Genomic DNA, 22,766 nt, shown 5'->3' with positions numbered 1-22,766 from the left:
ACAACTAGTCTCCGACATAAGCAAGCACAACGTTGAGACGGATGAGGGCGCCGCCGGCGCGGGGCCGTTGGCGCAAAACAGGGAGGGCGAAGCGAACAGCGGCGGGAGCGCCGGCGGGCGCGCTCCCCTATGCGGGATGGGTGGACGGACGGGCGATCAGGCCCCGTTCGACTCCAGTTGCTGCTGCGCCTGGCGCAGGCGTTCGCGGCTGTTGCTCAGGTGGGTGCGCATGGCGGCGCGCGCCGCCTCCGGGTCCTTGCGCAGGATCGCGTTGAAGATGTCTTCGTGCTCGCGGTTGACCCGTTCCAGGTAGGCGGCCGGATCGTCGTGTCCCAGTTGCGGCATGTTGATGCGCGCACGCGGGATGATGGTGGTGCCCAGCTGGCTCAGGATATCGACGAAATAGCGGTTGCCGGTGGCCTGCGCGATCAACAGGTGGAACTGCACATCGGCGTCAACGGCGGGGCTTCCGCGCGCCACGCTGCGCTGCATGGCGCCCAGCACCTTGGCCAGTTCGGCCACCTGCGCCTCGCTGCGGCGCGCCGCCGCCAGCCAGGCCGCTTCGGCTTCCATGCTGATGCGCAGTTCCAGCATCGCCAGCACATCCATGACGGTGACGATGCTCTCGGCGTTGATCGCCAGGCCCGCGTTGCTGCGTTCGATGACGAAGGTGCCGATGCCGTGCCGGGTCTGGGCCCAGCCGGCCGCCTGCAGGTGCGAAATGGCTTCGCGCACCACGGTGCGGCTCACGCCGTGCTGCTCCATGATGGCCGATTCGGTGGGCAGCTTGTCGCCGGGCTTGAGCACGCCCTGCTGGATGCTGCCCGTGATGTGTTCGACCACGCCTTGGGCAAGGGTGCGGTGTTTCTTGCGGGGTGGCGGCAGCGCCTGGGCAGTAGGGGAAGGTGTCATGCACATATTATACAACCCGAATAGTTGTACGACATCTTATGATTGGATGGGGTGTATACTTGGGCGACCTAGAATCACCCACAGAAATGAGATGGCATGAATTGCCGTGACAATTGCGGCGCCTGCTGCACCGCCCCTTCGATCACCAGTCCGATTCCCGGCATGCCGCATGGCAAAGCCGCAGGCGAGCGCTGCATCCAGCTCGGGCTTGATAACCGCTGCCTGATTTTCGGCAAGCCGGAACGGCCGGCGTTTTGCGGCGGGCTGCAGCCATCGCAAGAGATGTGCGGGAGCAGCCGGGAACATGCGATGCAGTGGCTGGGGGAGTTGGAGCGGGCGACCGCGCCGCGCATTTGACCGGTGCGCGTTCGCCTTGCGCTCCAATATGCACTGTGGGAGAATCGATTCATGTCTAAGCCGACCGTCAAAGCCAAGCCAGCCAGCCCACGGCCTGTCAGCGTCAACAAGCAAGCTCCCAGGACGAATGGGCACGCCACACAACAACAGCAATTCTCCGCTGCTGTGGGCGACATCGCCAAGCGATATGGCGTAAAAGTCGCGTCGGTACCGGCGCCCGTGAACAATCCTTATGCCATGTCTCCTGAACAAGCTGTCAAGGTCGCATTGCAGGCCGGTATTATTACTCGCTCCGGCAAGTTGACACGCACGTTCAAGTGAGCGCCGGCCCCTCTTTGATCGTGTATCACGGCTGTGATGTCACAACGCGCGACGACTTGGTCAGTGGTCGAGTAAAACATCTAACCCACAGCAATAATCAGTACGATTGGCTAGGTCCGGGAGCCTATTTTTTTGAACGCGATATTGAACGCGCCTTTTTGTTTGCCCAAGCATCGCATCGCAATCCGGCAAAGCGTTACACAGCTAAACCAATCGCTACGCCCGCCGTCGTGGGCGCGGTTCTGCAGGTGCAAAATTGGCTCGATATGACAACGCAAGCAGGCATCAAGGAGTTCAGTCTGGCATATCATGCCTTTGCTGACGGCCTGAGTGCGGCGGGGAAGCCTGTTCCAGTCAACAGGCCGGCCGATCATACGGACACCGACGTCATTTACCGGGCTTTGGATAACGCAGTCTTTACCTGGATGCACAAGGCTCGGGAATCTCACACACCACCGCTTGCATTGTTCCAGGCAGTGCGTGCGGCCTTTTATCAAGGAGAGCGGGTTGCTCCCACCTCTGAATTCCACGTCAACACGCATATTCAGATTGATCTTCGCGACAATGACTGCATCGTCGGCTGGTTTCTTCCCGCCGGAGCGGAGTTGCTATCGGAACTTCGGTATGACGAAGCAAAAGCCAGGTTGACTGATGCAGTCACCAAAAACAAAAAGCCACGCGTTCGAGTCAAGGTCTAAGTAAGTGCGCATAAATTCTTGCGATTTCTAGCTTCCATAAGCGGCGCCTTGCCACGTTGCCCACCGCTAGCAGTGCTCGCACTGCGTCGCGGCGTGCGCCTTGCAAGGCATCCGCTTCTGTTCGCTATAAATCACAATAATTTCTGCACACTTACTTAGCAGCCCGACTTCACCACATGGGACAGTGCGCGCCAGACCATCTGGTCGCAACGAAAAACACCGCGCCCGGCTTGAAGGTCACTTGACGATGAGCCCTGCAGTGAACGGCATCCGCACACGTACTGGACGCCGCCCCCACCCTGCTTCAACGCGCCACGCATAACTGGTCTGCACGCTGGCCACCCTGTTTAGTAAACCCCATGAAACTCCCTCCCGTTTCCGGGAATTGTTTGACCCTCCGTTTTTTCGAATGCAATACTCGATTCAGTCGATTCGTCCATACACGCAAGGCTGCATCGCTTGCCACGGCTGGCGGGTCACCACGGTGTTGCATATAAGCGCAAAGCGGGCTCCCGCAAGCCGCGCGCACATATTCCAAACGGAAATCAGGAGACAAGATGCGATTCACAACGACACGGACTCTGACGAGTCTGGCGGTCCCCAGCGCGTTCGGCTGTGCGGTCCTGCCAGCACAAGTTCGAACTGGCCAGCGGTTACCGGATCACGCCATACCTGAAGGTCAATTGGCGCGACAAGGCGTACTTTGACCTGCGCAATTCCGGGTTCGCGCACATCGGCCGCTATCAGAAGGCGTATGCGATGGGCGACGCGTCGGTGCGGCTCGATGCGCCGAACGACAAATGGCATGCCGAGGCGTTCGTGCGCAACGTCGCCAACAGCCACGCCAAGACCAGCGGCGACTCGGTGTTCGGTGGGTTCATGCAGGCGAGCTTTGTCGAGCCGCGCATGTTCGGTGTGCGCGTGGGCGTCAATTACTGATCCGTTTTACCTGGGTGGCTTGGGCCGGCGCACTGCGGACAATCTGCGGTTCACCGGCTCTCTTTTTTATTCCCAGCCGGTGACCGCGCGCAGTTGGGGCACCAGTTCGCGCGCCATCGCCGCGTGCTGCGCTTTTGTGGGGTGCGCGTCGGTCAGGTCGCCGGGATGATGCAGCAATGCCGCCGCATGCACGCGCGCGCTACCCATGCGGTCGATCGTCTCGGCGATATAGCTGCTCAAGGCAGCCTTGCGCTCGCCATCGAGAACGGCGCCTTCGGTCAGCACGATCTGCGCATGCGGATGATTGCGCAGCAAGGTGCGCAGCAGGCCCTCGTAGGCCTTGACGTACGCCGCGCGCTCTGGAATGCCGGTGCTGAAGTCATTGGTGCCGATCGCGCTGACGATCAGGCCGGGATCGTAGCCGGCGTGGTCCCAGCGCACCGCCTGGCCTTCGCTGGCTATGGCCAGCTCGTAGAAATCGGGAAGATTGTCGTCCCCGGTGCGGCCGTTCCAGCTGCGCACCAGTCCCCGCCCGCCGTGGCAGACCAGGTGAACCTGGGCGCCGAGCGCCTGCGCCGCCAGCATGCCGTAGGAGGCGCGCGGGTTCCACCACGATGAATCCTTTTCCCCGCCTTTCACCCGGTCGATCGCTTCGCCGCAAGTGACCGAGTCGCCAAGAACGAGCATCTTGCGCTCCGGGAGCGCCGGCGCGGCAAGCAGTGCGCCGTCGGTGACAAAGCGGGCCAGCGTGACGACGCCATGCCAGCTTTCGGACCGGTGCAGGATGTCGACGCGGTGAACGCCAGCCTGGCGCGCGTTCACTAAACTGATCGTCCGGGGCCTTGCGGACAAGCCGATGATGCGCGCCGCGCCACCGTCCACAGTCACTTCAATATGACTGCGCTCGCCGCTGGCGACGGCGTCGAGCGACAGCGCCCTGCCCTCGAACGCCAGCGACAGCCGCACCCCGGGATACGCGAAGCGCAGGCTGCCGTCGGCCTGCGCCACGGTCCTGCCCATGCGCGCGATGCGCGGGTCGTCCGCGCGCACGGTCGGCTCGGCCCAGGCGGGGCCACAAGCGAACATCAGTGCCACCGCCAGCGCGTTGCGGCACATGACTTACTTCATCAGCTTTTTCACATCGGGCAGCATGACGTCGGCCCAGATGGCGTAGCCTTTTTGCGTCAGGTGAAGATGGTCGCCCATGATGTCGGCGCCGATGCTGCCGTCAGGCCGCACGAAAGAGGCGCCGTAGTCGCGGAAAACCACATGGCGGCCGTCGTCCATGGTCGCCACCATCTTGTTGAGCGCAACGACATTCTGGCGCCGCTCGCTGCTGGCCAATTCACCGGTCGGCAATATGGCATTGAGCAGGATGCGCGCGTCCGGATACTGCTTGCGCAAGGCCGCGACCACCGCCTTGACGCCCGCGAAAACCTGGTCCGGCTTTTCGTCGCACAGCCCGAAGTTGTTCACGCCGATCAGCAGCACGATCGCCTTGGGCGACAGCCTGGCCATGCGCTTGTCCTGCAGGCGCCACAACACATTGCCGGTGTTGTCGCCGCCGATGCCGAAATTGCCCGCCTTGTACGCGCCGAAATTGGCGTCCCAGATAGCGCGCGGCCAGCCTTCGGTGATCGAGTCGCCCAGGAACATCAAGTCCACATTGCCCTTGTCGGCCAGCGCCAGCTGGTCGTCGTGCATGCGCTGCCAGCGTTCGATGGTCATCCACGGATACGCCTGGGTACGCGGCTTGATGTTGACGGCGCAGGTTTGCACGGCGTCCGCCTGGGAGTGCGCAGGGCCGCCGCACAGGACCCCGGCCAGCAGGATCGGAAGAAGTCGCAGGTTCATGGTCGGTCACTTTACTTTCAGGTGCAGCATCGCCACGCTGTGCGACGCAATGGTGAGGTCGAGGTTTTTGCCGGTGTCGCCGGTCTTGCCGCTCCAGGCGTCGCTCCAGCGGTAGGCGGTCTTGTTGATATCGAGTTCGCGCTTGCTCAGGTCATCGCTGATCCTGTGCTTTTTCCAGTCCACCTTGTAGTTGATCGGACCCGGCCCGCGATTGAGGATCATCAGCGCCCATTCATCGTTGGCGAGCGGTTTGGCCCACAGCTCCAGCGTCCCTTCCGACATGAACTTCCACGCCTGCACGCCCAGTTTGTCCTGGTTGATGGCGATCACGTCCTTGTTGGTCAGGATCTTGCGGGTCGACTCCGGCATCGAGCGCAGGTCGTTGCCGGAGATGAGCGGCGACGCCATCATGGCCCAGATCGAGAAGTGGGCGCGGTCTTCATCCTCGCTCATGCCCATGCCGACTTCCATCATGTCCATGTCGTTCCAGTGCCCCGGACCGGCGTGCTTGCGCAGGCCGGCCTGCTTGTCGAGGATGCGCAGCACGCCGAAGGCGGACCAGGAGCCGTGATTGATCTCGCAATCCCAGCACGGATAGATGTCGCCGGTGGTGCGCCATGAATGGCCGATGTCGCCGCCCCACTCCCACGGCTTGTTGTCGCCCCATTCGCACATGCTGAACAACATGCGCCGCCCCGCGCTGCGGATGGCGTCGCGCATGGTGGTGTAGGCCGCCGCCGCGTTCAGGCCCTTGGTATCGCACCAGTCGTACTTGACGTAGTCGATACCCCAGTTGGCGTAGCTGATCGCATCCTGGTATTCATGGCCACGGCTGCCCGGCCGGCCGCCGCAGGTGGTGGCGCCGGCGTCGGAATAGATGCCCAGCTTGAGGCCTTTCGCGTGCACGTAGTCGGCCAGCGCCTTCATCCCCGACGGGAAGCGCACCGGGTCGGGCTCGATGTTGCCGTTCTTGTCACGCTTGCCATGCCAGCAGTCGTCGATGTTGACGTACTCGTAGCCGGCGTCCTTCATGCCGATCCTGACCATGGCGTCGGCCGTTTCGCGGATCAGTTTTTCATCGATATTGCAGGCGAATTTATTCCAGCTGTTCCAGCCCATTTGCGGCGTCGCCGCCAGGGTGTCGAACTTTTGCGCCGATGCGCGCGCGCCCGGCAGCAGTGCTGCCGCCATCAACAGCGTCGTTGCGATTTTCATCGTCGTCCCGTCGGCTCGTTTTACTTCTGGAGGGCGCGCAGTTTGCCCGCGTGCTCTTTGATCAGCGCCAGCGAGCTGGCATCGGAGTCGAACACCGAGTACAGGCCCTGCTCTTCCTGCGGCGGATCGCCCATGAAGTCATTGCCCTGCTTCCACCAGTAGTCGGCGTTGGCGGCGCGCCCGGCGCCGCCCCAGGCCCAGAAGTTCCAGCCCGCGATCGGGTCGCCATTGGCAGCGCGGCGCTGGACCAATTCAAAAATCTCGCCATAGAAGCGGTCGCGGATGCTGGTGCCGGCCTTGATGTCGAACGAGGCGCCGTCGCGGTCCAGGCCGAATTCTTCCAGCACGATCGGCTTGCCGAGCGTCTTGGCTATGTCGATGTGCGAGTTCAGGTAATCGCGGCTTTTGGCAATTGCCCCGTCCCAGCTCTCGACCGGCTTCTTGGAATCGAACCAGCCCCAGTTCTTTGGCCACAGGTGGTACGTGAGGTAGTCGATATGCTTCGTCGAATGCGAGGCCATGAACAGTTTCGCATCCTGCGCCGATCCGGCCAGGCCTTCGCTGCCGCTGCTCACAAGATGGTTCTTGTCCAGTTCATGGATGTACTGCGCGGTCTCGGCGATCCACGTGGTGTAAATCGCCTTTTCCTTGTCGCCGGCCTTGCCGTTGCCGGGCCGCGGCTCGTTCGCCAGTTGCCACGACATGATGACCGGATCGTCGCGGTAAGGCTTGCCGTTAATGGTGTTGACGCGCTGGACGATCTTTTTGATCGTGCCGCGATACTCCTTCTGCGCATCCTTGTTGGCATAGAAGCGCGCGGTCTTGGCCATGTAGTCGTCGTAATCGCGGGTTACGTTCGGGTCGAGCGCCGGCGTGCCTTCAAACCAGTTCAGGTACTGCGTCATCCCGCCCGACCACTGCCAGAAGTTGTTCAGGTAAAGCACCACGGTCATGTCGCGCTTGCCCAGTTCATCGACCAGGAAGTCCAGGCCCGCCAGCAGGTCTTCGTCGTACTTGCCCGGGCCGTTGGTGGTGGCCGGGCGCACGGCGCTGCTCATCTCGGTCTTTTCGGAGACGGCCAGCACGCGCACGTTGTTGATGCCGAGCGCCTTCATGGCGTCGAGCTCCTTGCGCAGGCGCGCGCGCTCGCCCACGCCGGAGGGCGAGCCCAGATAGCCGCCGTACCAGAAATTGGCGCCGGCGATGTAATACGTTTTGCCCTTGCGCGCGAAGTGCGTCTTCTTGACCGACACGAATTCGCTCTTGCCCGCCGCGCTCACCGGCGCCGCCTGCGCCGCGCCACCGACCATGCCCGCCATTGCCAATGCCGCAACCACTTGGTTCATCTTGATCATCGCTTTCTACCTTTTCACGTTTGAAGGAAGTGCTTTGCCATGAAGGTCCAACGTGCGCGCCGGCAGGTCGACCGTGATGCTGCTTTCACCGGTGCCGGCGGCATCCTGCGCCAGTATCAGCTTGTATTTGCCCCTGGCGATGCGCCAGGTCTTGGACGGGCCATCGAGCACGGCCAGCATGCGCGGCTCCACCGTCAGGGTCACGTCGCGGCTTTCGCCCGGTTGCAGGTCGACCTTGTCCCAACCGGCCAGGCGCTTGGGCGCTTCCCAGCGAGCCCCGAGCGGAGCCACGTACAGCTGCGCCACGTCCTTGCCGGCCACCTTGCCCGTGTTACTGACCTTGAAGCGCACCTGCAGCTGGCCGTTCTTGTACTCGCCCGCCAGGGCGGAATAGGCAAACTGCGTGTACGACAAGCCATGCCCGAACGGGAACAGCGGCTTGTGCTTTTTGAGGTCGAACCACTTGTAGCCAACCGCCGCGCCTTCGTGATAATCGACCTTGAACTGCATTTGCGGCCTGGCCGGGTCGCCATCGAGCACGGGACGCGGCAGTTGGGCCAGCGATTGCGGAAAGGTGGCCGGCAAGTGCCCGGACGGATTGACATCGCCGAACAGCACGCGCGCGATCGCCTCGCCGCCGCGCGTGCCCGGATACCAGGCTTGCAGCACGGCCGCCGTCTTGTCCAGCCACGGCATCAGCACCGGGCCGCCCGTCTCGAGCACGACCACGGTGCGCGGATTGGCGCTGGCGACGGCGTTAATCAATGCATCCTGCCGGTCCGGCAGCGACAGGTCGGGCGCGTCGTTGGCTTCGCCGATCCAGTGGGTGCCGAACACGATGACCGCGTCCGCCGTGGCGGCCAGCTGCGCCGCCCTGGCAGGATCGGCGCCGCTATCAAAAACGACCCTGGCGCCGGGCGCCAGTTTGCCGATTTCGGTCACCGGCGCGGATGGGTGGTACACCACGGGACCGGGCCAGCTGGCCGGCAGCAAGCCCTTGACGGCGCTGCCGCCGATCGGATACACCTGCGACGAGCCACCGCCGGAGAGCACGCCCTGGTCGGCGTAGCCGCCGATCACTGCAATCGTTTTCACGTCTTTGCGCAAAGGGAGCACCTGAGCGGCGTTCTTGAGCAGGACCATGCCTTCTTCGGCGTCGAGCCGGCTGACCAGCCCATGGGCGGCGAAGTCAATCGCGCCGTCCGGCTTGACCGGATGATCGACCACGCCCTTGTCGAACATGGCGAACAGGATGCGGTACACCATATTGTCGAAGCGCGCCTGCGACACGGACCCGGTCTTGACCGCTTCTTCGAGCGCGCCCGCAAAGTACGGCGACTTGTCGAATTCGGAACCGGACTGCTGGTCCAGCCCATTGTTGGCCGATGCCACGGTGCTGTGCACCGCGCCCCAGTCGGACATCACATAGCCCTTGAAGCCCCAGTCCTGCTTGAGCACTTCGTTAAGAAGCCACGCGTTCTCGCACGCGTACGGACCGTTGACGCGGTTGTAGGCGCACATGACCGAGCCCGGGTCGCCCTGTTCGATCACCAGCTGCATGGCGAGCAGGTCGCTGGTACGCGCCGCCACATTGCCGATGCGCGCATCGAGTTCGTTGCGGCCGGTTTCCTGGTTGTTCAGCGCATAGTGCTTGACGGTCGAAATCACATGATTGGACTGGATGCCCTTGACCGCCTGCCCCACCATGATCCCGGCCAACAGAGGGTCTTCGCCGGCGTATTCGAAATTGCGGCCGTTGCGCGGATCGCGCATCAGGTTCACGCCGCCGGCCAGCATCACGTTAAAGCCCGAGGCGCGCGCCTCGAGACCGATCATCGCGCCACCCTGGTAAGCCAGCCTGGGGTTCCAGGTGGCCGCCGTGGCAAGGCCGGACGGCAGCGAGGTGCGCTCGCGTGGATTGGCGCTGGCCTGCGAGGCCACGCCGAGGCCGGCGTCGGTCTCGAACAGCGCCGGCAGGCCAAGGCGCGCAACGCCGGGAATGTAGCCGGCCGACGACGGCAGGGCGGCGGCGATCTTAACGGTTTTCTTGGGCGCGAAGTCGGCGCCGAAGTAGCCGTACACCCATTGCAGCTTTTCTTCCTGCGTCATTTCCTTGAGCGCCAGCGTGGCGCGCTGGCCGGCGGAAAGCGCCGGGTCCAGCCAGGGCTTCGGGCTATCGGCCGCGCCGGCCAACAGCGGCAGCGCGGCCGCAATCGCCACGGCCAGGGCGTGTTTGGTCAGGGTGTTCATCGTGCGTGTCTCCTGTTTGTATTTACCCGCTCGGCGCCTGGAAAGGGTCGCCGGCCGGTTTATATGGATGAGACGAGTGTGCATGCGCAGCCTCGGCCGGTCAAACAAAAAATGGCACTTTCGACCATGTTTAGCCATGATCACTAAACACGCGCGCGGCCATGCGCGGGGCATGGCGGCCTTAGTAGCAGCAGGCAGCGCCCTGTTTAGTAAAACCGGGCTAAACTGTTTGCAAACCGGACCAATCGTTTGACCATGGGCTAATCGATATGCAAGACTCTCAGCATAAAAAGGCATCTGCCACTGGAGAACCTTGTGAACCTTCCGCGCGCCCCGCAGGCCCCGTTCCGATGAGCGCCGCCAGCCCATCGAACGTCACCATCCGCGACATCGCCAAATTCGCCGGCGTCTCGGCGGGGACCATTTCGCGCGCACTCAAGAACGAGCCGGGACTGACCGAAACCACGCGCCAGATGGTGCTCTCGGCCGCCCATGAACTGGGCTACGATTTTGCCAACCTGCGGCGCAAGCGCATGCGGCGCCTGACTTTTTTACTGCACCGCCAGCACAACACGGCGGCCAGCAGTCCGTTCTATTCGCCGGTGCTGCACGGCGCCGAGGAAGCCTGCCGCAAGCAGGGCATCGTGCTCTCGTTCATGGCGGTCGGCCCGGCCGACGGCGTGACCGAACAGTTGCGCATGCACGCGCCGGACGCGGTGGTGTGCGCCGGCTTCTTCGAGCCGGAGCTGCTGGGCGCCCTGCGCGCGAGCGGCAAGCCGCTGGTCCTGATCGACATGAAGCTGCGCGGTTACAGCTCGGTCAATCCCGACAATTTCATGGGCGGCTACCTGGCCACCAAACACCTGATCGGCCTGGGGCGCACGCGGATCGGCATGATTTCGGGTTCGCTCGGCCACTACAGCGTGCGCGAACGGAACAAGGGCTATCGCCAGGCGCTGTTCGAGTCGGGCATGCTGGCCGACCCGCGCCTGGAAGCGAGCCTGGCGGACGGCGTCGACCTCGAAACCGGCGCCTGCGAAGCGATGCAGTCGCTGCTGGCCCTGCCCAACCCGCCCGACGCGGTGTTCTGCTACAACGACAGCGCCGCCCTGGTGGCCATGCGCTGCTGCCTGGCGGCCGGCCTGACGGTGCCGCACGATGTATCGATCGTCGGCTTCGACGACATCTCCAGCGCGGTGCTCGGGCACCGGCCCCTGACCACCCTGCGCATCGACAAGAAGCAGCTCGGTGCGATGGGCGTCGAACTGCTGCTGCGCGACCATCAGGAACCGCCCGTGGAGCAGGTCGCGCCGGTGGAGCTGATCGTGCGCGCCAGCACCGTGTGCGACGACTTCGGACCGCACAAATAGAGCGAATTTCCCTCACCGACTGAACACGCGATGCGCAAGCGCGGCCGTCCGGCCCGCGTCCGCACGCAGTTTTTTTCACCCTTTTTTGACAACGAGACTTGACGATGGCCCCCGATTTTCATTCACGCGACACCCTGCTCGAGCACATTCGCCACACCAAGCGCTTTTACGATCCGCGCTGCGTCGATCCGAGCGGCGGCTTTTATCACTTCTACAAGGACGACGGCACCGTCTACGACACCCACACGCGCCACCTGGTCAGCAGCACACGCTTCATCTTCAATTATGCGATGGCGTTCCGCCAGTTCGCCGACCCGGCCGACCAGCAGCGCCTCCTGCACGGCCTGGACTTCCTGCGCGCGGCGCACCGCAACCCGGCCACCGGCGGCTACGCCTGGACCTTGAACTGGGCCGACGGCAAGGGCGAGGTCATGGACGGCACCAACCACTGCTACGGCCTGGCCTTCGTGCTGCTGGCGTATGCGCACGCGCTGATGGCCGGGGTGGAAGAAGCACGCGCGCATATCGGCGAGACCTTCGCGCTGATGGAGCGCCGCTTCTGGGAGCCGCGGCATGGCCTGTACGCCGACGAAGCGAGCGCCGACTGGTCGGAGCTCGCCCCGTATCGCGGCCAGAACGCCAACATGCACGCCTGCGAAGCCCTGATCAGCGCTTTTGAAGCGACTGGCGAGAAGGTCTACCTGCACCGTGCCGAAACGCTGGCCCACAACATCACCATGCGCCAGGCAGCGCTGTGCGAAAACACCGTGTGGGAACATTACAAGCAAGACTGGTCGGTCGACATGGACTACAACCGCCACGACAGCACCAACATCTTCCGCCCGTGGGGATTCCAGCCGGGCCACCTGACCGAGTGGAGCAAGCTGCTGCTGATCCTCGAACGCCACCAGGCGCACCTGGCGGGCGATTGCGCCTGGCTGCTGCCGCGCGCGTGCGCCCTGTTTTTGCAGGCGATGGATAAAGCCTGGGATGCGCAGCACGGCGGCGTCTATTACGGCTTCGCGCCCGACGACAGCATCTGCGACGGCCACAAATACTTCTGGGTGCAGGCCGAGAGCCTGGCCGCGGCCGCGCTGCTGGGCGCGCGCACGGGCCAGGCGCAGTACTGGGACTGGTACCAGCGCATCTGGGAATACAGCTGGACGCACTTTGTCGACCACCGGCACGGCGCGTGGTACCGTATTCTCAGCCCGTCCAACGGCAAGCTGACCGACGAAAAAAGCCCGGCCGGCAAGGTCGACTATCACACCATGGGCGCCTGTTACGAAGTGCTCAATGTACTGAAGGACTGACATGAACGCACCGACATTCCCGCTGTTTGTGGCCGCCGGCGAAGCGCTGACCGACATGATCGCCGAACCGGGCCAGCAACAGTGGCGCAGCCAGGTGGGCGGCTCGACCTGGAACGTGGCGCGCGTGATGGCGCGCCTGGGCGTGCCGAGCGCTTTCGCCGGCGCGGTCAGCTGCGACGTGTTCGGCGACCAGTTGTGGGACGCCAGCGTGGCCGCCGGGCTCGATATGCGCTTCGTGCAGCGCGAGGCGCGCTCGCCGCTGCTGGCGATCGTCTGGCAAACCGACCCGCCCAGCTACTTTTTCGTCGGCGACGACAGCGCCGACCTGCACTTCGACGCCGCGCGCCTGCCCGACGGCTGGCGCGCGCATTGCAAGTGGGTGCATTTCGGCGGCATCAGCCTGGCGCGCGAGCCGCTGGCGGGCAAGCTGCTGGCATTGGCCGCCTCGCTCAAGGCCGATGGCGTCAAGATCAGCTACGACCCGAACTTCCGGGCGCTGATGGACCAGCGCTACGACGCCACCTTGCAGCGCATGACGGCGCTGGCCGATGTGATCAAGGTGTCGGACGAAGACCTGGCCGGGCTGTTTCGCAGCGCCGACCTGGAAAGCGCATTCGCCACCCTGCGCGGCTGGAACCCGGGCGCCACCTACCTGTACACGCGCGGCGCGCAAGGCGCATCGCTGCATATCGGCGCCGATGCCTGGCACGCCGCCCCGCCACCCATCACGGTGGTCGACAGCGTGGGCGCGGGCGACGCCAGCATCGGCGCGCTGGCCTGGAGCTTGCTGCACCAGCCGCAGCGCGCGCCGCACGAGCACCTGCGCTTCGCGGTGGCCGCCGGCGCGGCGGCGTGCCAGGCCGCTGGCGCCACCCCGCCTTCGCTGCAAGCGATCGAAGGCTTGTTGCAGCGCCAGGCGCCAGCGGGGCGGTCCGCGCTACAATGACCGACCGGTTCCCCAGAAAGCACCGCATGCCCGTCAACTACGCCAGAAGGCTTACCGCGCCAGCCCGCTCCAGCGACGCCAATGCCCACCTGGGTTACATGCTGGCGTTCGTGGCCGGCGCCATCAACGCCGGCGGCTTCCTGGCGGTGCAGCGCTACACCTCGCACATGACCGGCGTGGTGTCGGCCATGGCCGACGACCTGGTGCTGGGCGCGCACGCGCTGGTGCTGACCGGCTTGGGCATGCTGCTCGCGTTCATGGCCGGCGCGGCCTGCACCGCGATCATGGTCCACTACGGCCGGCGGCGCGCGCTGCACAGCGTGTATGCGCTGCCCCTGATGCTCGAAGCGCTGCTGCTGCTTTGCTTCGGCCTGCTCGGTGCGCGCCTGGCCCCGGCCGGCGAGCTGCCGATGTCGGCAACCGTCATGCTGCTCAGTTTTATCATGGGATTGCAGAACGCCCTGATCACCAAACTCTCGCATGCCGAGATCCGCACCACGCACATTACCGGCATCGTCACCGACATTGGCATCGAGTTGGGCAAGATGATGTACTGGAACCGCGCGGCGCTGGCGCCGGTCCAGGCCAACCGCCAGCGCCTGGCGGTGCTGGCCATGCTGGCCTCCTGTTTTTTTGTCGGCGGCATCGCAGGCGCCTTCGGCTTCAGCCATCTGGGCTACGTGGCCACCGTGCCGCTCGCGCTCGCCCTGATGACCCTGGCGATCATGCCGCTGCTGGACGACGTTAAGAATATTGCAACAAGAAAACAATAGCGCCCATCCGCCACGAAAAACAGCGCCGCACTTGCGACTGGATCAGAAGCCGGAGGCGTGCTCGTGGTAAGCTTCGACCCCGCACCGTGCCGTCTTCCGGTTCGACTTCCCCGATAACAATACAAACTGCTTAATGGACATAACTCTCGCTCTCGCGCTCAAGGCCATCATCATGGGCCTGGTGGAAGGATTCACCGAATTCCTGCCGATTTCCTCGACCGGCCACCTGATCCTGGCGGGCAGCCTGCTCGACTTCACCGACGAGAAAGCGAAAGTGTTCGAGATCGTGATCCAGGCCGGCGCCATCATGGCGGTATGCTGGGAATACCGCGCGCGCATCGCGTCGGTAATGCGCGGCTTGACGAGCGACCCGAAGGCGCAGAAGTTCATGCTCAACCTGATCGTCGCCTTCCTGCCGCTCGCGGTGCTGGGTCTTTTGCTGGGCAAGATGATCAAGTCGGCCCTGTTCAAGCCGGTGCCGGTGGCGCTGGCTTTCATCATCGGCGGCATCATCATTTTGTGGGTGGAGCGCCGCAACAAGCTCAATCCCCCGGTGGTGCGGGTCGAAACGGTGGACGACATGACCTTGCTCGACGCCTTCAAGGTCGGCTGCGCCCAAGCCATGGCGCTCATTCCCGGCACCAGCCGCTCGGGCGCGACCATCATCGGTGCGATGATGTTCGGCCTGCCGCGCAAGGCCGCCACCGAATTCTCGTTCTTCCTTGCGATCCCGACCCTGCTGCTGGCGACCGTCTACTCGCTGGTCAAGGAACGCGCCCTGTTGTCGTCGGCCGACCTGCCGATGTTCGGCATCGGCTCGATCGCGGCGTTTATCTCGGCCTTCCTGTGCGTGCGCTGGCTGCTGCGCTACATCAGCACCCATGACTTCACCGTGTTCGCCTGGTACCGCATCGTGTTCGGCATCGTGGTGCTGGCCAGCTCGCACTACGGATGGGTCGTTTGGGCGGAATAATGGACGCCGACCTCTCAGCGCGCGCGCTCGAACAGCTGCAGACGGTCTTCGGCTACCCGGCGTTTCGCGGGCAGCAGAAGGAAATCGTCGAACACGTCGCCAGCGGCGGCGACGCGCTGGTGCTCATGCCGACCGGCGGCGGCAAGTCGCTGTGCTACCAGATTCCGGCGCTGCTGCGCGACGGCGTCGGCGTGGTGGTCTCGCCCCTGATCGCCTTGATGCAGGACCAGGTCGACGCCCTGGCCGAAGTCGGCGTGCGCGCCGCGTTCTTGAATTCGACCCAGACCTACGAAGAATCGATGCGCATCGAACGCCTGGTGCGCACCGGCGAGATCGACCTGGTCTACGTGGCGCCCGAGCGCCTGATGACGCAGCGCTGCCTGGACCTGTTCCAGGCGTCGAAAATCGCGCTGTTTGCGATCGACGAGGCGCACTGCGTGTCGCAGTGGGGGCATGACTTCCGGCCCGAATACATCAAGCTGTCGATCCTGCACGAGCAGTTCCCGGACGTGCCGCGCATAGCGCTTACCGCCACCGCCGACCAGCAGACCCGCGCCGAAATCGCGCTGCGCCTGCAACTGGGCGATGCGCGCCAGTTCGTGTCCTCGTTCGACCGCCCGAACATCCGCTACCAGATCGTCGAGAAGGCCAACGGGCGCAAGCAACTGCTCGACTTCATCACCACCGAACATGGCAGCGACGCCGGCATCGTGTACTGCCTGTCGCGTAAAAAGGTCGAAGAAACCGCCGACTTCCTGAACGAAAACGGCATCCGCGCCCTGCCTTACCACGCCGGCATGGACTACCCCAAGCGCAGCGCCAACCAGGCGCGTTTTTTGCGTGAAGAGAGCATCGTGATGGTCGCCACCATCGCCTTCGGCATGGGCATCGACAAGCCGGACGTGCGTTTTGTCTGCCACCTCGATCTGCCGAAAAGCATCGAGGGCTACTACCAGGAGACCGGGCGCGGGGGCCGCGACGGCATGCCGGCCAGCGCCTGGATGGCCTATGGCCTGCAGGACGTGGTGCTGCAGCGGCGCATGATCGACGAGTCGGAAGCCGACGAAACGTTCAAGCGCGTGCTGTCGATGAAGCTCGACGCCATGCTGGGACTGTGCGAAACGCTCAGTTGCCGGCGGGTGCGCCTGCTCGAATACTTCGGCGAGCAATCGACCCCGTGCGGCAATTGCGATACCTGCCTGATTCCGCCGGTGTCGTTCGACGGCACGGTGCCGGTGCAAAAACTGCTGTCGGCGATTTACCGGGTCGACCAGCGCTTTGCGGCCGGCCATGTGATCGACGTGCTGCGCGGGGTCGAAACGGACCGCATCAAGCAGTGGCACCACGATTCGCTGTCGGTGTACGGCATCGGCAGCGAACGCACGGAAGCGGAGTGGCGCGCCATCTTGCGCCAGGCGATTGCGCTCGGGCTGATCACGGTCGACCATGAAGTTTACAGTTCGCTCAAGCTGACCGACGCCGCGCGCCCGGTGCTCAAGGGCGGGCAAAAGGTGCAGCTGCGCCAGTATCAAAAACCGGTCAAGCAGAAGCGCGCGGCGGGCGTGTCGTCCAAGGCGCACGTGGAGATGGAGCTGTCCAAGTCGGAACAGGCGATTTTCGAGAAGCTGCGCTGGTGGCGCATGGAGACCGCGCGCGCCCACAACGTGCCGGCCTATGTGATCTTTGTCGACGCCACCCTGCGCGAAATCGCCAAGGCCAAGCCGACCTCGCTGCAGGAGCTGCGCGGCGTGACCGGCGTGGGCGAGAAGAAGCTGGTCTCCTATGGCGACGAGATTGTCGCCATCATCATGGAAATGAGCTAGGGAAGACAAAAATCACAGTTATTTATGGGCGGGTACTTAACGCTTAATCCAACAGCGCCTGGCGGAAGCGCCCGGGCGGCGCGCCCACCGCTTTGCTGAAGCGATGGCTGAAGTGACTCAGGTCGGCGTAGCCGCAGGCGGCGGCAACCTGCTGCAAGGGCAGCTTGCCGGCCTTGAGCAAGGCGCGCGCGCGTTCGATGCGGCGCTGCGCCACCCAGCTTGACGGCGGCATCCCGAACGAGACGCGGAACATGCGCGCCAGGTGAAACTCCGACATGCAGGCCAGCTGCGCCAGTTCGCCCAGGGTGATCGATTGGGCCAGGTGCTGCTCGATGTAGTCGGCCAGGCGACGCCGCACCAGCGGCGCCAGGCCGCCGCGCAGGCGCAGGTCGCGCCGCACGATGGCTTGCGAGCGAAGCAGTTCGCTCAAGGCTTCGTGGGTGATCTCGTTGGCGCGCAGCAGATCGTCGGGCGCCGCCCACGATTGCGTGAGCAGCGCTTCGCACAGCTGCACGATGCGCGGGTTTTCAAAGTAGGTACGGTCGGCCAGGGTCAGTTCGCGCGGTTCGCGATCGAGTTCCACCACGGCGCGCCGGGTGAAATGCTCGGGCATGAAGTAGACATGCAGCATGCGCACATGGCCGCGCACCACCCATTGCGACTCGTGCCAGTCGGGCATGGAACAGAGTTGCTGCGGCGCCCCGTAACGGCCCGGCACGCCGGCGCGCTCGGTGCGGTAACCGCCGCCGAGGTAACACGACAGGGTGTGGTGGCCGGGCTGCACGTAGCTGGTGAGCTCTTCCTCGGTGTCGCGCTGCCAGATTGCCGTTGCCATGCCGTCGCCCAGCCACGCGAAGCGTTCGAGCGTGGCATTGGTGCCGCTCATGGTGTTGAAGACGGCGTGCGAAATGAGCGATGGTCGTGAGTGCATGCTGAAAAGTCTAGCATGGCAAGCGCGCCGCTGCCGTCGGACGGCGCAAAGTGCGCAAGATCAGACAAGCCGCGCCCACCACGCCGGGGCAAGATGGCGTCATGAATATCTTCCTCTACTTTCTCACGGTCCTGATCTGGGGCACCACCTGGATCGCCATCACCTTTCAACTCGGCGTGGTGCCGGCCCCGGTGTCGATCGCCTACCGCTTCTGGATCGCCAGCGCGGTGCTGATGCTGTTTTTGATCGCCACGCGCAAACCCGTCTGGCCGCCGCGCAGCGCCTGGCGCTATCTGCTGGCGCAGGGCATCGTGCTGTTCTGCTGTAATTTCCTATGCCTCTACTACGCGAGCAAGTGGGTGCCGAGCGGCTTGGTGGCGGTGGTGTTTTCGACGGCGCCGATCTGGAACGCCATCAACGGCCGTATCTTCATGGGGCGCCCGATCCGGCGCCAGGTGATCGGCGGCGCCTTGCTGGGCCTGGGCGGCATCGCCCTGCTGTTCCTGCCGCAGATGCACGGCCACTGGAACGACAGTGGCATGCTGTTCGGCCTCGGTCTCGCGCTACTGGGCACCTTGTGCTTCTCGACCGGGAACCTGCTGTCGTCGCGCATGCAGGCGCTTGGCCTGACGCCCTGGCTGACCAATACCTGGGCCATGCTGATCGGCGCCACCATCCTCGGCGCCGGCGCGTGGCTCTTGAAAATGCCCTTTGCGATCGAACCGGGCCTGCGCTACGCGGCCTCGCTGCTGTACCTGGCCATTCCCGGTTCGGTGGTGGGATTTACCGCCTATCTGCTGCTGGTCGGGCGCATCGGCCCGGACCGCGCGGCGTATTCCACCGTGCTGTTTCCGGTGGTGGCGCTGAGCGTGTCCACCGTCCTGGAAGGCTACCAGTGGAGCGCCCTCGCCGTTGGCGGCCTGCTGCTGGTCCTGGGCGGGAACCTGATGGCCTTCATGCAGCCTGGCGCGCGCCGATCCAGGTCGCCCGGTGCCACAACTGCTCCAGCGGCCCCTGCGCGTGGCGCCTGAGCCACCACGCGCAGAAGGCGCACTGCAGCGCCGCCAGCACAGCGCCGATCAACAGGCACACGGTGGCGCCGGTGACCTGGTACAGGCCCAGGCCGAAGCCATAGTAGATAAAGGAACCGATGATCGACTGCGTGAAGTAGCTGGTCAGGCTCATACGTCCCAACGGGGCCAGTAAGCGCAGCGCCCGGGTCAGCGCACCGCCCTGGTACAGCAGGACAAAGCACGCCACCAGCACCAGCATGAAGGCGAAGTTGGACCACGAGGCCACCATGACGCCCAGCGGGCGGCGCACGGCGGTGCTGGCGACCCAGTCGGGCAGCAGCATGCGGATGGAATACAGCGGCAGGAACAGCAAGGTGGCAACAAGCAGGGTGCGGCGCCAGAAACGCATGCTGTGGGCGCCGGCCTCGAACAGGCCACGCCGTCCGGCCAGCATGCCAAGCATGAACAGCGACAGGATCTGGAAGACGCGGCCATTTTCCCAGCTCCACAGAATCACCCCCAGCTTGCCATTGGTCAGATTGCCGGCCCAGACGCGCAGCAGCGAGTCGCCCGTCAGGTACGCATTCATGCGCCCGAAATACTGCCACGAGTCCGGGTCGCCGATGATCGCATCCGGCTGGCGCAGGGCGTCGACCAGCACCAGCCATTCGTACGGCTGCAGCATGAGGATGGCGGCCAGCGCCAGCAGGGCCCAATCGCGCAGGCGCGCGACCGGCAGCAGGCACAGGCCGATGACGGCATAGATGGTGAGGATGTCGCCGTGATAGAACATCGAGTTGAGCATGCCGAAGCCGAACAGGATCAGCAGGCGCCAGCCGTAACGGGTGCGAAAGTCCTCGCCGCGCTCCTTGCGCGCCTGCGACTGCAGGTGGAAGGTAAGGCCGAACAGCAGCGCGAAGATGGCGTACGATTTTCCGCCGAAGAGGAAGAAGGCGACCTCCCAGACGACGTTGTCGAGGGCGGCCAGCCAGGGTGGCAAGCCGGGTACGACGTAGTACAGGTCGAAGTGCTCGATGTTATGGAGCAGCATGATCGACACGATGGCGAAGCCACGCAATGCGTCGACCACGTCCAGGCGGGGGGCTTGTGAACCCATCGTATTGACTCCTTGTGAAGAAGCGTACCAAGATTGTGTATTCTAGTTGGAAACGCTACCACTCTGGAGAAAAAAACGTGGCGATGCAGCCAGCATGGCCGCATCGCCACCATCGGGTCTATTTTTTGGTAAACACCAGGTCCCAGACGCCGTGACCGAGCTTGATGCCGCGGTTTTCGAACTTGGTCAGGGGACGGTAGGCCGGTTGCGGCGCATAGCCTTCGGCCGTGTTTTGCAGCAGCGGTTCGGCGCCCAGCACCTCGAGCATCTGGACCGCGTAGTCTTCCCAGTCGGTGGCGCAGTGCAGGTAGCCGCCCGGTGCGAGGCGCTCGGCCAGCAGCTTGACGAACGGCGGCTGCAGCAGGCGGCGCTTGTTGTGGCGCGCCTTGTGCCACGGGTCCGGAAAGAACACGTGCACGCCGGCCAGCGAGCCGGCCGGGATCATCTGGTTGAGCACTTCGACCGCATCGTGCTGGATCAGGCGCAGGTTGCTCAAACCCTGTTCGCCGATCTGCTTGAGCAGGCTGCCCACGCCGGGCGTGTGCACTTCGACGCCGATGAAGTCCTTCTCCGGCATGCCTTTGGCGATGTGCGAGGTGGTGTCGCCCATGCCGAAGCCGATTTCGAGGATCACCGGCGCTGTGCGGCCGAAGGCTTGTTCGAAGTCGAGCGGTGTTTTTGCATACTCGACCAGGAACTTCGGTCCCAGCTCTTCGAGCGCGCGCGCCTGGGCGATCGACAGGCGACCGGCGCGTGTGACGAAGCTGCGGATGCGATGTTCGGTCGGGTCGTACAACATCGGGCGGTTCGGGGTATCTGCGGACATGGGGATGGAGGTAGAAGAAAAGGCCGGACGACATTATATCGTACCGGCCGTCGCTACAGGCAGCCGGTCAGCAGCGCTTCGAGCTGGGCCTCGTAGCGCAGGTGCATGGGCAGGTCGCGCGCAATCGCCAGGATTTTCTCGCCATCGCTGGCGTCCGGCGCCAGGGTGCGCGCGGCAAAGACCGGGCGCTCGGGTGCGGCCTTGATGCACGGCGTGTACACCGGCACGCGCACTTCGCGCAGCGCCGGCGGCGCGCTGGCGCAGGCGGCCAGCAGTGCGCCCGCCATCAGCAGCGTGATCGCTTTCATCGGATCGACTCCAGGATCAGGTTCACGGCCGGCATGGCCTCTGTACAGGTGGCGGCCTTCACGCCCGCGACCCTGGCCAGCGCAAGGTCGAAGCGGCGTGCGTTGGCCGCCGCCTGCTGGCGCGCCAACTCCCCGCGCTGTTCGGCAAGGGCGGTGGCCAGGCCGGCGGCGGCGACGGCGGCGTTCTGCGCGTCGAGCGCGCCGCGCAGTTGCGCAACCAGCGTGTGCTGCACGCGCAGCTCGGCCTGGGCCTGGTCGCGCGCACTGGCGGCCAGCCACCAGGCAGTGGTCCCTGCCGACAGGGTCACCAGCAGAGCAGCCAGCAGGACGGCGCTGGCGAGCTTCCAGACGCTGCCGCCGGCCAGGCTGGCAAAGGCGCTCATGCCAGCACCTTGAGCGCGCGCGCTGTCAGCGCAAGGCGTTCGACCAGGCCATTGGCGCCGCCATTGATGCGGCGCGTGAGTTTGACGAACTCGCGTGCGTCGGCGAGGGCATTGAGTCCGTTCGCATGCCAGAACCAGCCGGCCGAACGGCACGCGTTGGCCGGTTGCTCGAGCAGTTCCGGATGGGCGATCAGGTCCATGCCGAGCGCCTTGCCACACGCGCTGTAGTTGCTGCGCCCGGTAAGCTGGATCAATCCGCGTCCACGAAAGCGAACGCCGTCGCCCTCCACCACGTTGCCAAGATCGCGCCGGCCCTCGTAGGCGGCGCCGTTGGCCAGCTCGCGCACGTACAGCAGCTGGCCGGACTCATGGCCCACCTGCGCCAGGAAAGCCGCCTGGCGCACCGGCGTGTCGATGTCGAATTCGGCCATCGCAGCGTTCAGGCCGGGGAGGAACATGCCGGCTTTGGCGCGCGCGAACGGCATGATGCTGCGCAGTTCTTCAAGCGTCATGCGGTTCTCCGCGGCGGTTGCCGGCGACGTACAGCGCAATGCCGACCGCGAACAGGCATTCGAAAATGTCGCGCGCAACCACGCACGAGGCCACCCCGGCGGCGCTGCCGGCCACCAGTGCGATGTGGGCGTAGCGCACGCCAGGCGGGGTGCGCTTATCCATTTTATTGAGGGCCAGGGTACTGACATAGGCGACGTACAGGCCGGCCAGCGCCTGGATGAGTGAAACGATCGGCATGCGCTTATTCCTTCGGGTCATTGTGTTCCGACAGCCATGGCAGCTTGATGTCGCGCAGGCGGTCGATCAGGGAAAACAGGACGGGCACCGCGCGCATCGCCGCCAGGCCGGAAAAGAACGCGATTGCGCGGTCGAGTTCTTGCGGCAGGCCGAGGTAATGCAGTATCAGCGGCGTTGCCATCACCGACACGACCGTGCCGACGGTGATGGCGGTCAGCGCCTGGGGGCGCGTCATTTCTTTTGCATAGCTGAGCGAGACTGCGGCGCCGATGAAGGAAAAAATCAGCACGCTGTATTTGATGCCCACGACGCTGTCGCCAGTCGGATCGATTTGCATGG

Annotated in this window: 25 protein-coding genes; 11 read left to right on the top strand and 14 right to left on the bottom strand. The window is 64.5% G+C overall.

Going from position 1 to position 22,766, the window contains the following annotated elements; all coding sequences use genetic code 11:
• Positions 1-156: 156 nt before the first annotated feature.
• Entirely contained in the window at positions 157-912 is a 756-nt protein-coding gene (locus tag F0185_RS13125; RefSeq protein WP_166896317.1) for a FadR/GntR family transcriptional regulator, read from the bottom strand.
• Between the two features lie 96 nt (positions 913-1,008).
• Here F0185_RS13125 and F0185_RS13120 point away from each other — a divergent pair, with 96 nt between their 5' ends.
• From F0185_RS13120 to F0185_RS13105, 4 genes are all read left to right on the top strand, one after another.
• Entirely contained in the window at positions 1,009-1,269 is a 261-nt protein-coding gene (locus F0185_RS13120) for a YkgJ family cysteine cluster protein (RefSeq protein ID WP_167225043.1), read from the top strand.
• A 51-nt stretch (positions 1,270-1,320) separates the two neighbouring features.
• A complete protein-coding gene (locus F0185_RS13115) occupies positions 1,321-1,590 on the top strand; it encodes a hypothetical protein (RefSeq protein ID WP_167225041.1) in 270 nt (89 codons plus the stop codon).
• Positions 1,587-2,288, top strand: coding sequence for a hypothetical protein (locus F0185_RS13110; protein WP_167225038.1), 702 nt, complete (start codon positions 1,587-1,589; stop codon positions 2,286-2,288). Before F0185_RS13115 ends, F0185_RS13110 begins: the two co-directional genes overlap by 4 nt.
• 615 nt (positions 2,289-2,903) lie before the next feature.
• Entirely contained in the window at positions 2,904-3,227 is a 324-nt protein-coding gene (locus F0185_RS13105; RefSeq protein ID WP_167225037.1) for a hypothetical protein, read from the top strand.
• A gap of 66 nt (positions 3,228-3,293) precedes the next feature.
• Here F0185_RS13105 and axe2C read toward each other — a convergent pair whose 3' ends face one another.
• Genes axe2C through F0185_RS13080 form a run of 5 tightly spaced genes read right to left on the bottom strand, consistent with a single transcriptional unit; the run spans position 3,294 to position 9,901 of the window.
• Positions 3,294-4,343 carry a bifunctional acetylxylan esterase/glucomannan deacetylase AxeC2 gene (gene axe2C, locus F0185_RS13100; RefSeq protein ID WP_229476978.1) on the bottom strand — a complete coding sequence of 350 codons (1,050 nt, stop codon included), beginning with the start codon at positions 4,341-4,343 and terminating at the stop codon, positions 3,294-3,296.
• A gap of 3 nt (positions 4,344-4,346) precedes the next feature.
• Positions 4,347-5,081 (bottom strand): GDSL-type esterase/lipase family protein, encoded by a 735-nt coding sequence (locus F0185_RS13095; RefSeq protein ID WP_167225035.1) that lies wholly within the window; start codon positions 5,079-5,081, stop codon positions 4,347-4,349.
• 6 nt (positions 5,082-5,087) lie between these two features.
• A complete protein-coding gene (locus F0185_RS13090; protein WP_167225033.1) occupies positions 5,088-6,296 on the bottom strand; it encodes a glycoside hydrolase family 27 protein in 1,209 nt (402 codons plus the stop codon).
• 20 nt (positions 6,297-6,316) lie between these two features.
• Positions 6,317-7,651: a glycoside hydrolase 5 family protein gene (locus F0185_RS13085; RefSeq protein ID WP_167225031.1), complete on the bottom strand. Its 1,335-nt coding sequence runs from the start codon at positions 7,649-7,651 to the stop codon at positions 6,317-6,319.
• 6 nt (positions 7,652-7,657) lie between these two features.
• Positions 7,658-9,901: a glycoside hydrolase family 3 C-terminal domain-containing protein gene (locus tag F0185_RS13080; protein ID WP_167225029.1), complete on the bottom strand. Its 2,244-nt coding sequence runs from the start codon at positions 9,899-9,901 to the stop codon at positions 7,658-7,660.
• Between the two features lie 350 nt (positions 9,902-10,251).
• Here F0185_RS13080 and F0185_RS13075 point away from each other — a divergent pair, with 350 nt between their 5' ends.
• The 6 genes from F0185_RS13075 (at position 10,252) to recQ (ending at position 17,099) form a co-directional block, all read left to right on the top strand.
• Positions 10,252-11,271, top strand: a complete 1,020-nt coding sequence (locus F0185_RS13075; RefSeq protein WP_167225027.1) for a LacI family DNA-binding transcriptional regulator — start codon at positions 10,252-10,254, stop codon at positions 11,269-11,271.
• Between the two features lie 104 nt (positions 11,272-11,375).
• Entirely contained in the window at positions 11,376-12,584 is a 1,209-nt protein-coding gene (locus F0185_RS13070) for an AGE family epimerase/isomerase (RefSeq protein ID WP_167225025.1), read from the top strand.
• A gap of 1 nt (position 12,585) precedes the next feature.
• A complete protein-coding gene (locus F0185_RS13065) occupies positions 12,586-13,530 on the top strand; it encodes a carbohydrate kinase family protein (protein WP_167225023.1) in 945 nt (314 codons plus the stop codon).
• A gap of 26 nt (positions 13,531-13,556) precedes the next feature.
• Positions 13,557-14,303, top strand: coding sequence for a YoaK family protein (locus F0185_RS13060; RefSeq protein WP_167225021.1), 747 nt, complete (start codon positions 13,557-13,559; stop codon positions 14,301-14,303).
• 139 nt (positions 14,304-14,442) lie between these two features.
• Complete coding sequence (locus F0185_RS13055) at positions 14,443-15,276, top strand: undecaprenyl-diphosphate phosphatase (RefSeq protein ID WP_167225291.1); 834 nt, start codon at positions 14,443-14,445, stop codon at positions 15,274-15,276.
• Entirely contained in the window at positions 15,276-17,099 is a 1,824-nt protein-coding gene (recQ, locus tag F0185_RS13050) for a DNA helicase RecQ (RefSeq protein WP_167225019.1), read from the top strand. The genes F0185_RS13055 and recQ overlap by 1 nt, the downstream gene beginning before the upstream one ends.
• A gap of 43 nt (positions 17,100-17,142) precedes the next feature.
• Here recQ and F0185_RS13045 read toward each other — a convergent pair whose 3' ends face one another.
• A complete protein-coding gene (locus tag F0185_RS13045; protein WP_167225017.1) occupies positions 17,143-18,030 on the bottom strand; it encodes an AraC family transcriptional regulator in 888 nt (295 codons plus the stop codon).
• 101 nt (positions 18,031-18,131) lie between these two features.
• Between F0185_RS13045 and F0185_RS13040 the strand changes: the two genes are divergently transcribed.
• Positions 18,132-19,061 carry a DMT family transporter gene (locus F0185_RS13040; protein WP_167225015.1) on the top strand — a complete coding sequence of 310 codons (930 nt, stop codon included), beginning with the start codon at positions 18,132-18,134 and terminating at the stop codon, positions 19,059-19,061.
• On the opposite strand, the gene F0185_RS13035 is transcribed toward F0185_RS13040, so the two are convergent.
• The 7 genes from F0185_RS13035 to F0185_RS13005 all read right to left on the bottom strand — a co-directional run bounded on the left by F0185_RS13035 (position 18,985) and on the right by F0185_RS13005 (position 22,764).
• Positions 18,985-20,160: a DUF418 domain-containing protein gene (locus tag F0185_RS13035; RefSeq protein ID WP_167225013.1), complete on the bottom strand. Its 1,176-nt coding sequence runs from the start codon at positions 20,158-20,160 to the stop codon at positions 18,985-18,987. The genes F0185_RS13040 and F0185_RS13035 overlap by 77 nt on opposite strands.
• A gap of 118 nt (positions 20,161-20,278) precedes the next feature.
• Entirely contained in the window at positions 20,279-20,959 is a 681-nt protein-coding gene (gene trmB, locus F0185_RS13030) for a tRNA (guanosine(46)-N7)-methyltransferase TrmB (RefSeq protein WP_167225289.1), read from the bottom strand.
• An 80-nt stretch (positions 20,960-21,039) separates the two neighbouring features.
• A complete protein-coding gene (locus F0185_RS13025; RefSeq protein WP_167225011.1) occupies positions 21,040-21,294 on the bottom strand; it encodes a hypothetical protein in 255 nt (84 codons plus the stop codon).
• Positions 21,291-21,677 (bottom strand): hypothetical protein, encoded by a 387-nt coding sequence (locus tag F0185_RS13020; protein ID WP_167225009.1) that lies wholly within the window; start codon positions 21,675-21,677, stop codon positions 21,291-21,293. Before F0185_RS13020 ends, F0185_RS13025 begins: the two co-directional genes overlap by 4 nt.
• A complete protein-coding gene (locus F0185_RS13015; protein ID WP_167225007.1) occupies positions 21,674-22,189 on the bottom strand; it encodes a glycoside hydrolase family 19 protein in 516 nt (171 codons plus the stop codon). The genes F0185_RS13020 and F0185_RS13015 overlap by 4 nt, the downstream gene beginning before the upstream one ends.
• Positions 22,179-22,427, bottom strand: a complete 249-nt coding sequence (locus F0185_RS13010) for a hypothetical protein (RefSeq protein ID WP_167225005.1) — start codon at positions 22,425-22,427, stop codon at positions 22,179-22,181. The genes F0185_RS13015 and F0185_RS13010 overlap by 11 nt, the downstream gene beginning before the upstream one ends.
• A gap of 4 nt (positions 22,428-22,431) precedes the next feature.
• The gene (locus F0185_RS13005; RefSeq protein ID WP_167225003.1) at positions 22,432-22,764 is read right to left on the bottom strand and encodes a hypothetical protein; all 333 of its coding nucleotides are present in this window, start codon (positions 22,762-22,764) and stop codon (positions 22,432-22,434) included.
• Between the last annotated feature and the right edge of the window lie 2 nt (positions 22,765-22,766).

This window comes from Massilia rubra, assembly GCF_011682065.1.
In the GTDB taxonomy this organism is placed as follows: Bacteria; Pseudomonadota; Gammaproteobacteria; order Burkholderiales; family Burkholderiaceae_D; genus Telluria_A; species Telluria_A rubra.
Note: the sequence above shows the minus strand (reverse complement) of the source record. Positions and strands in the feature narration are given on the sequence as shown.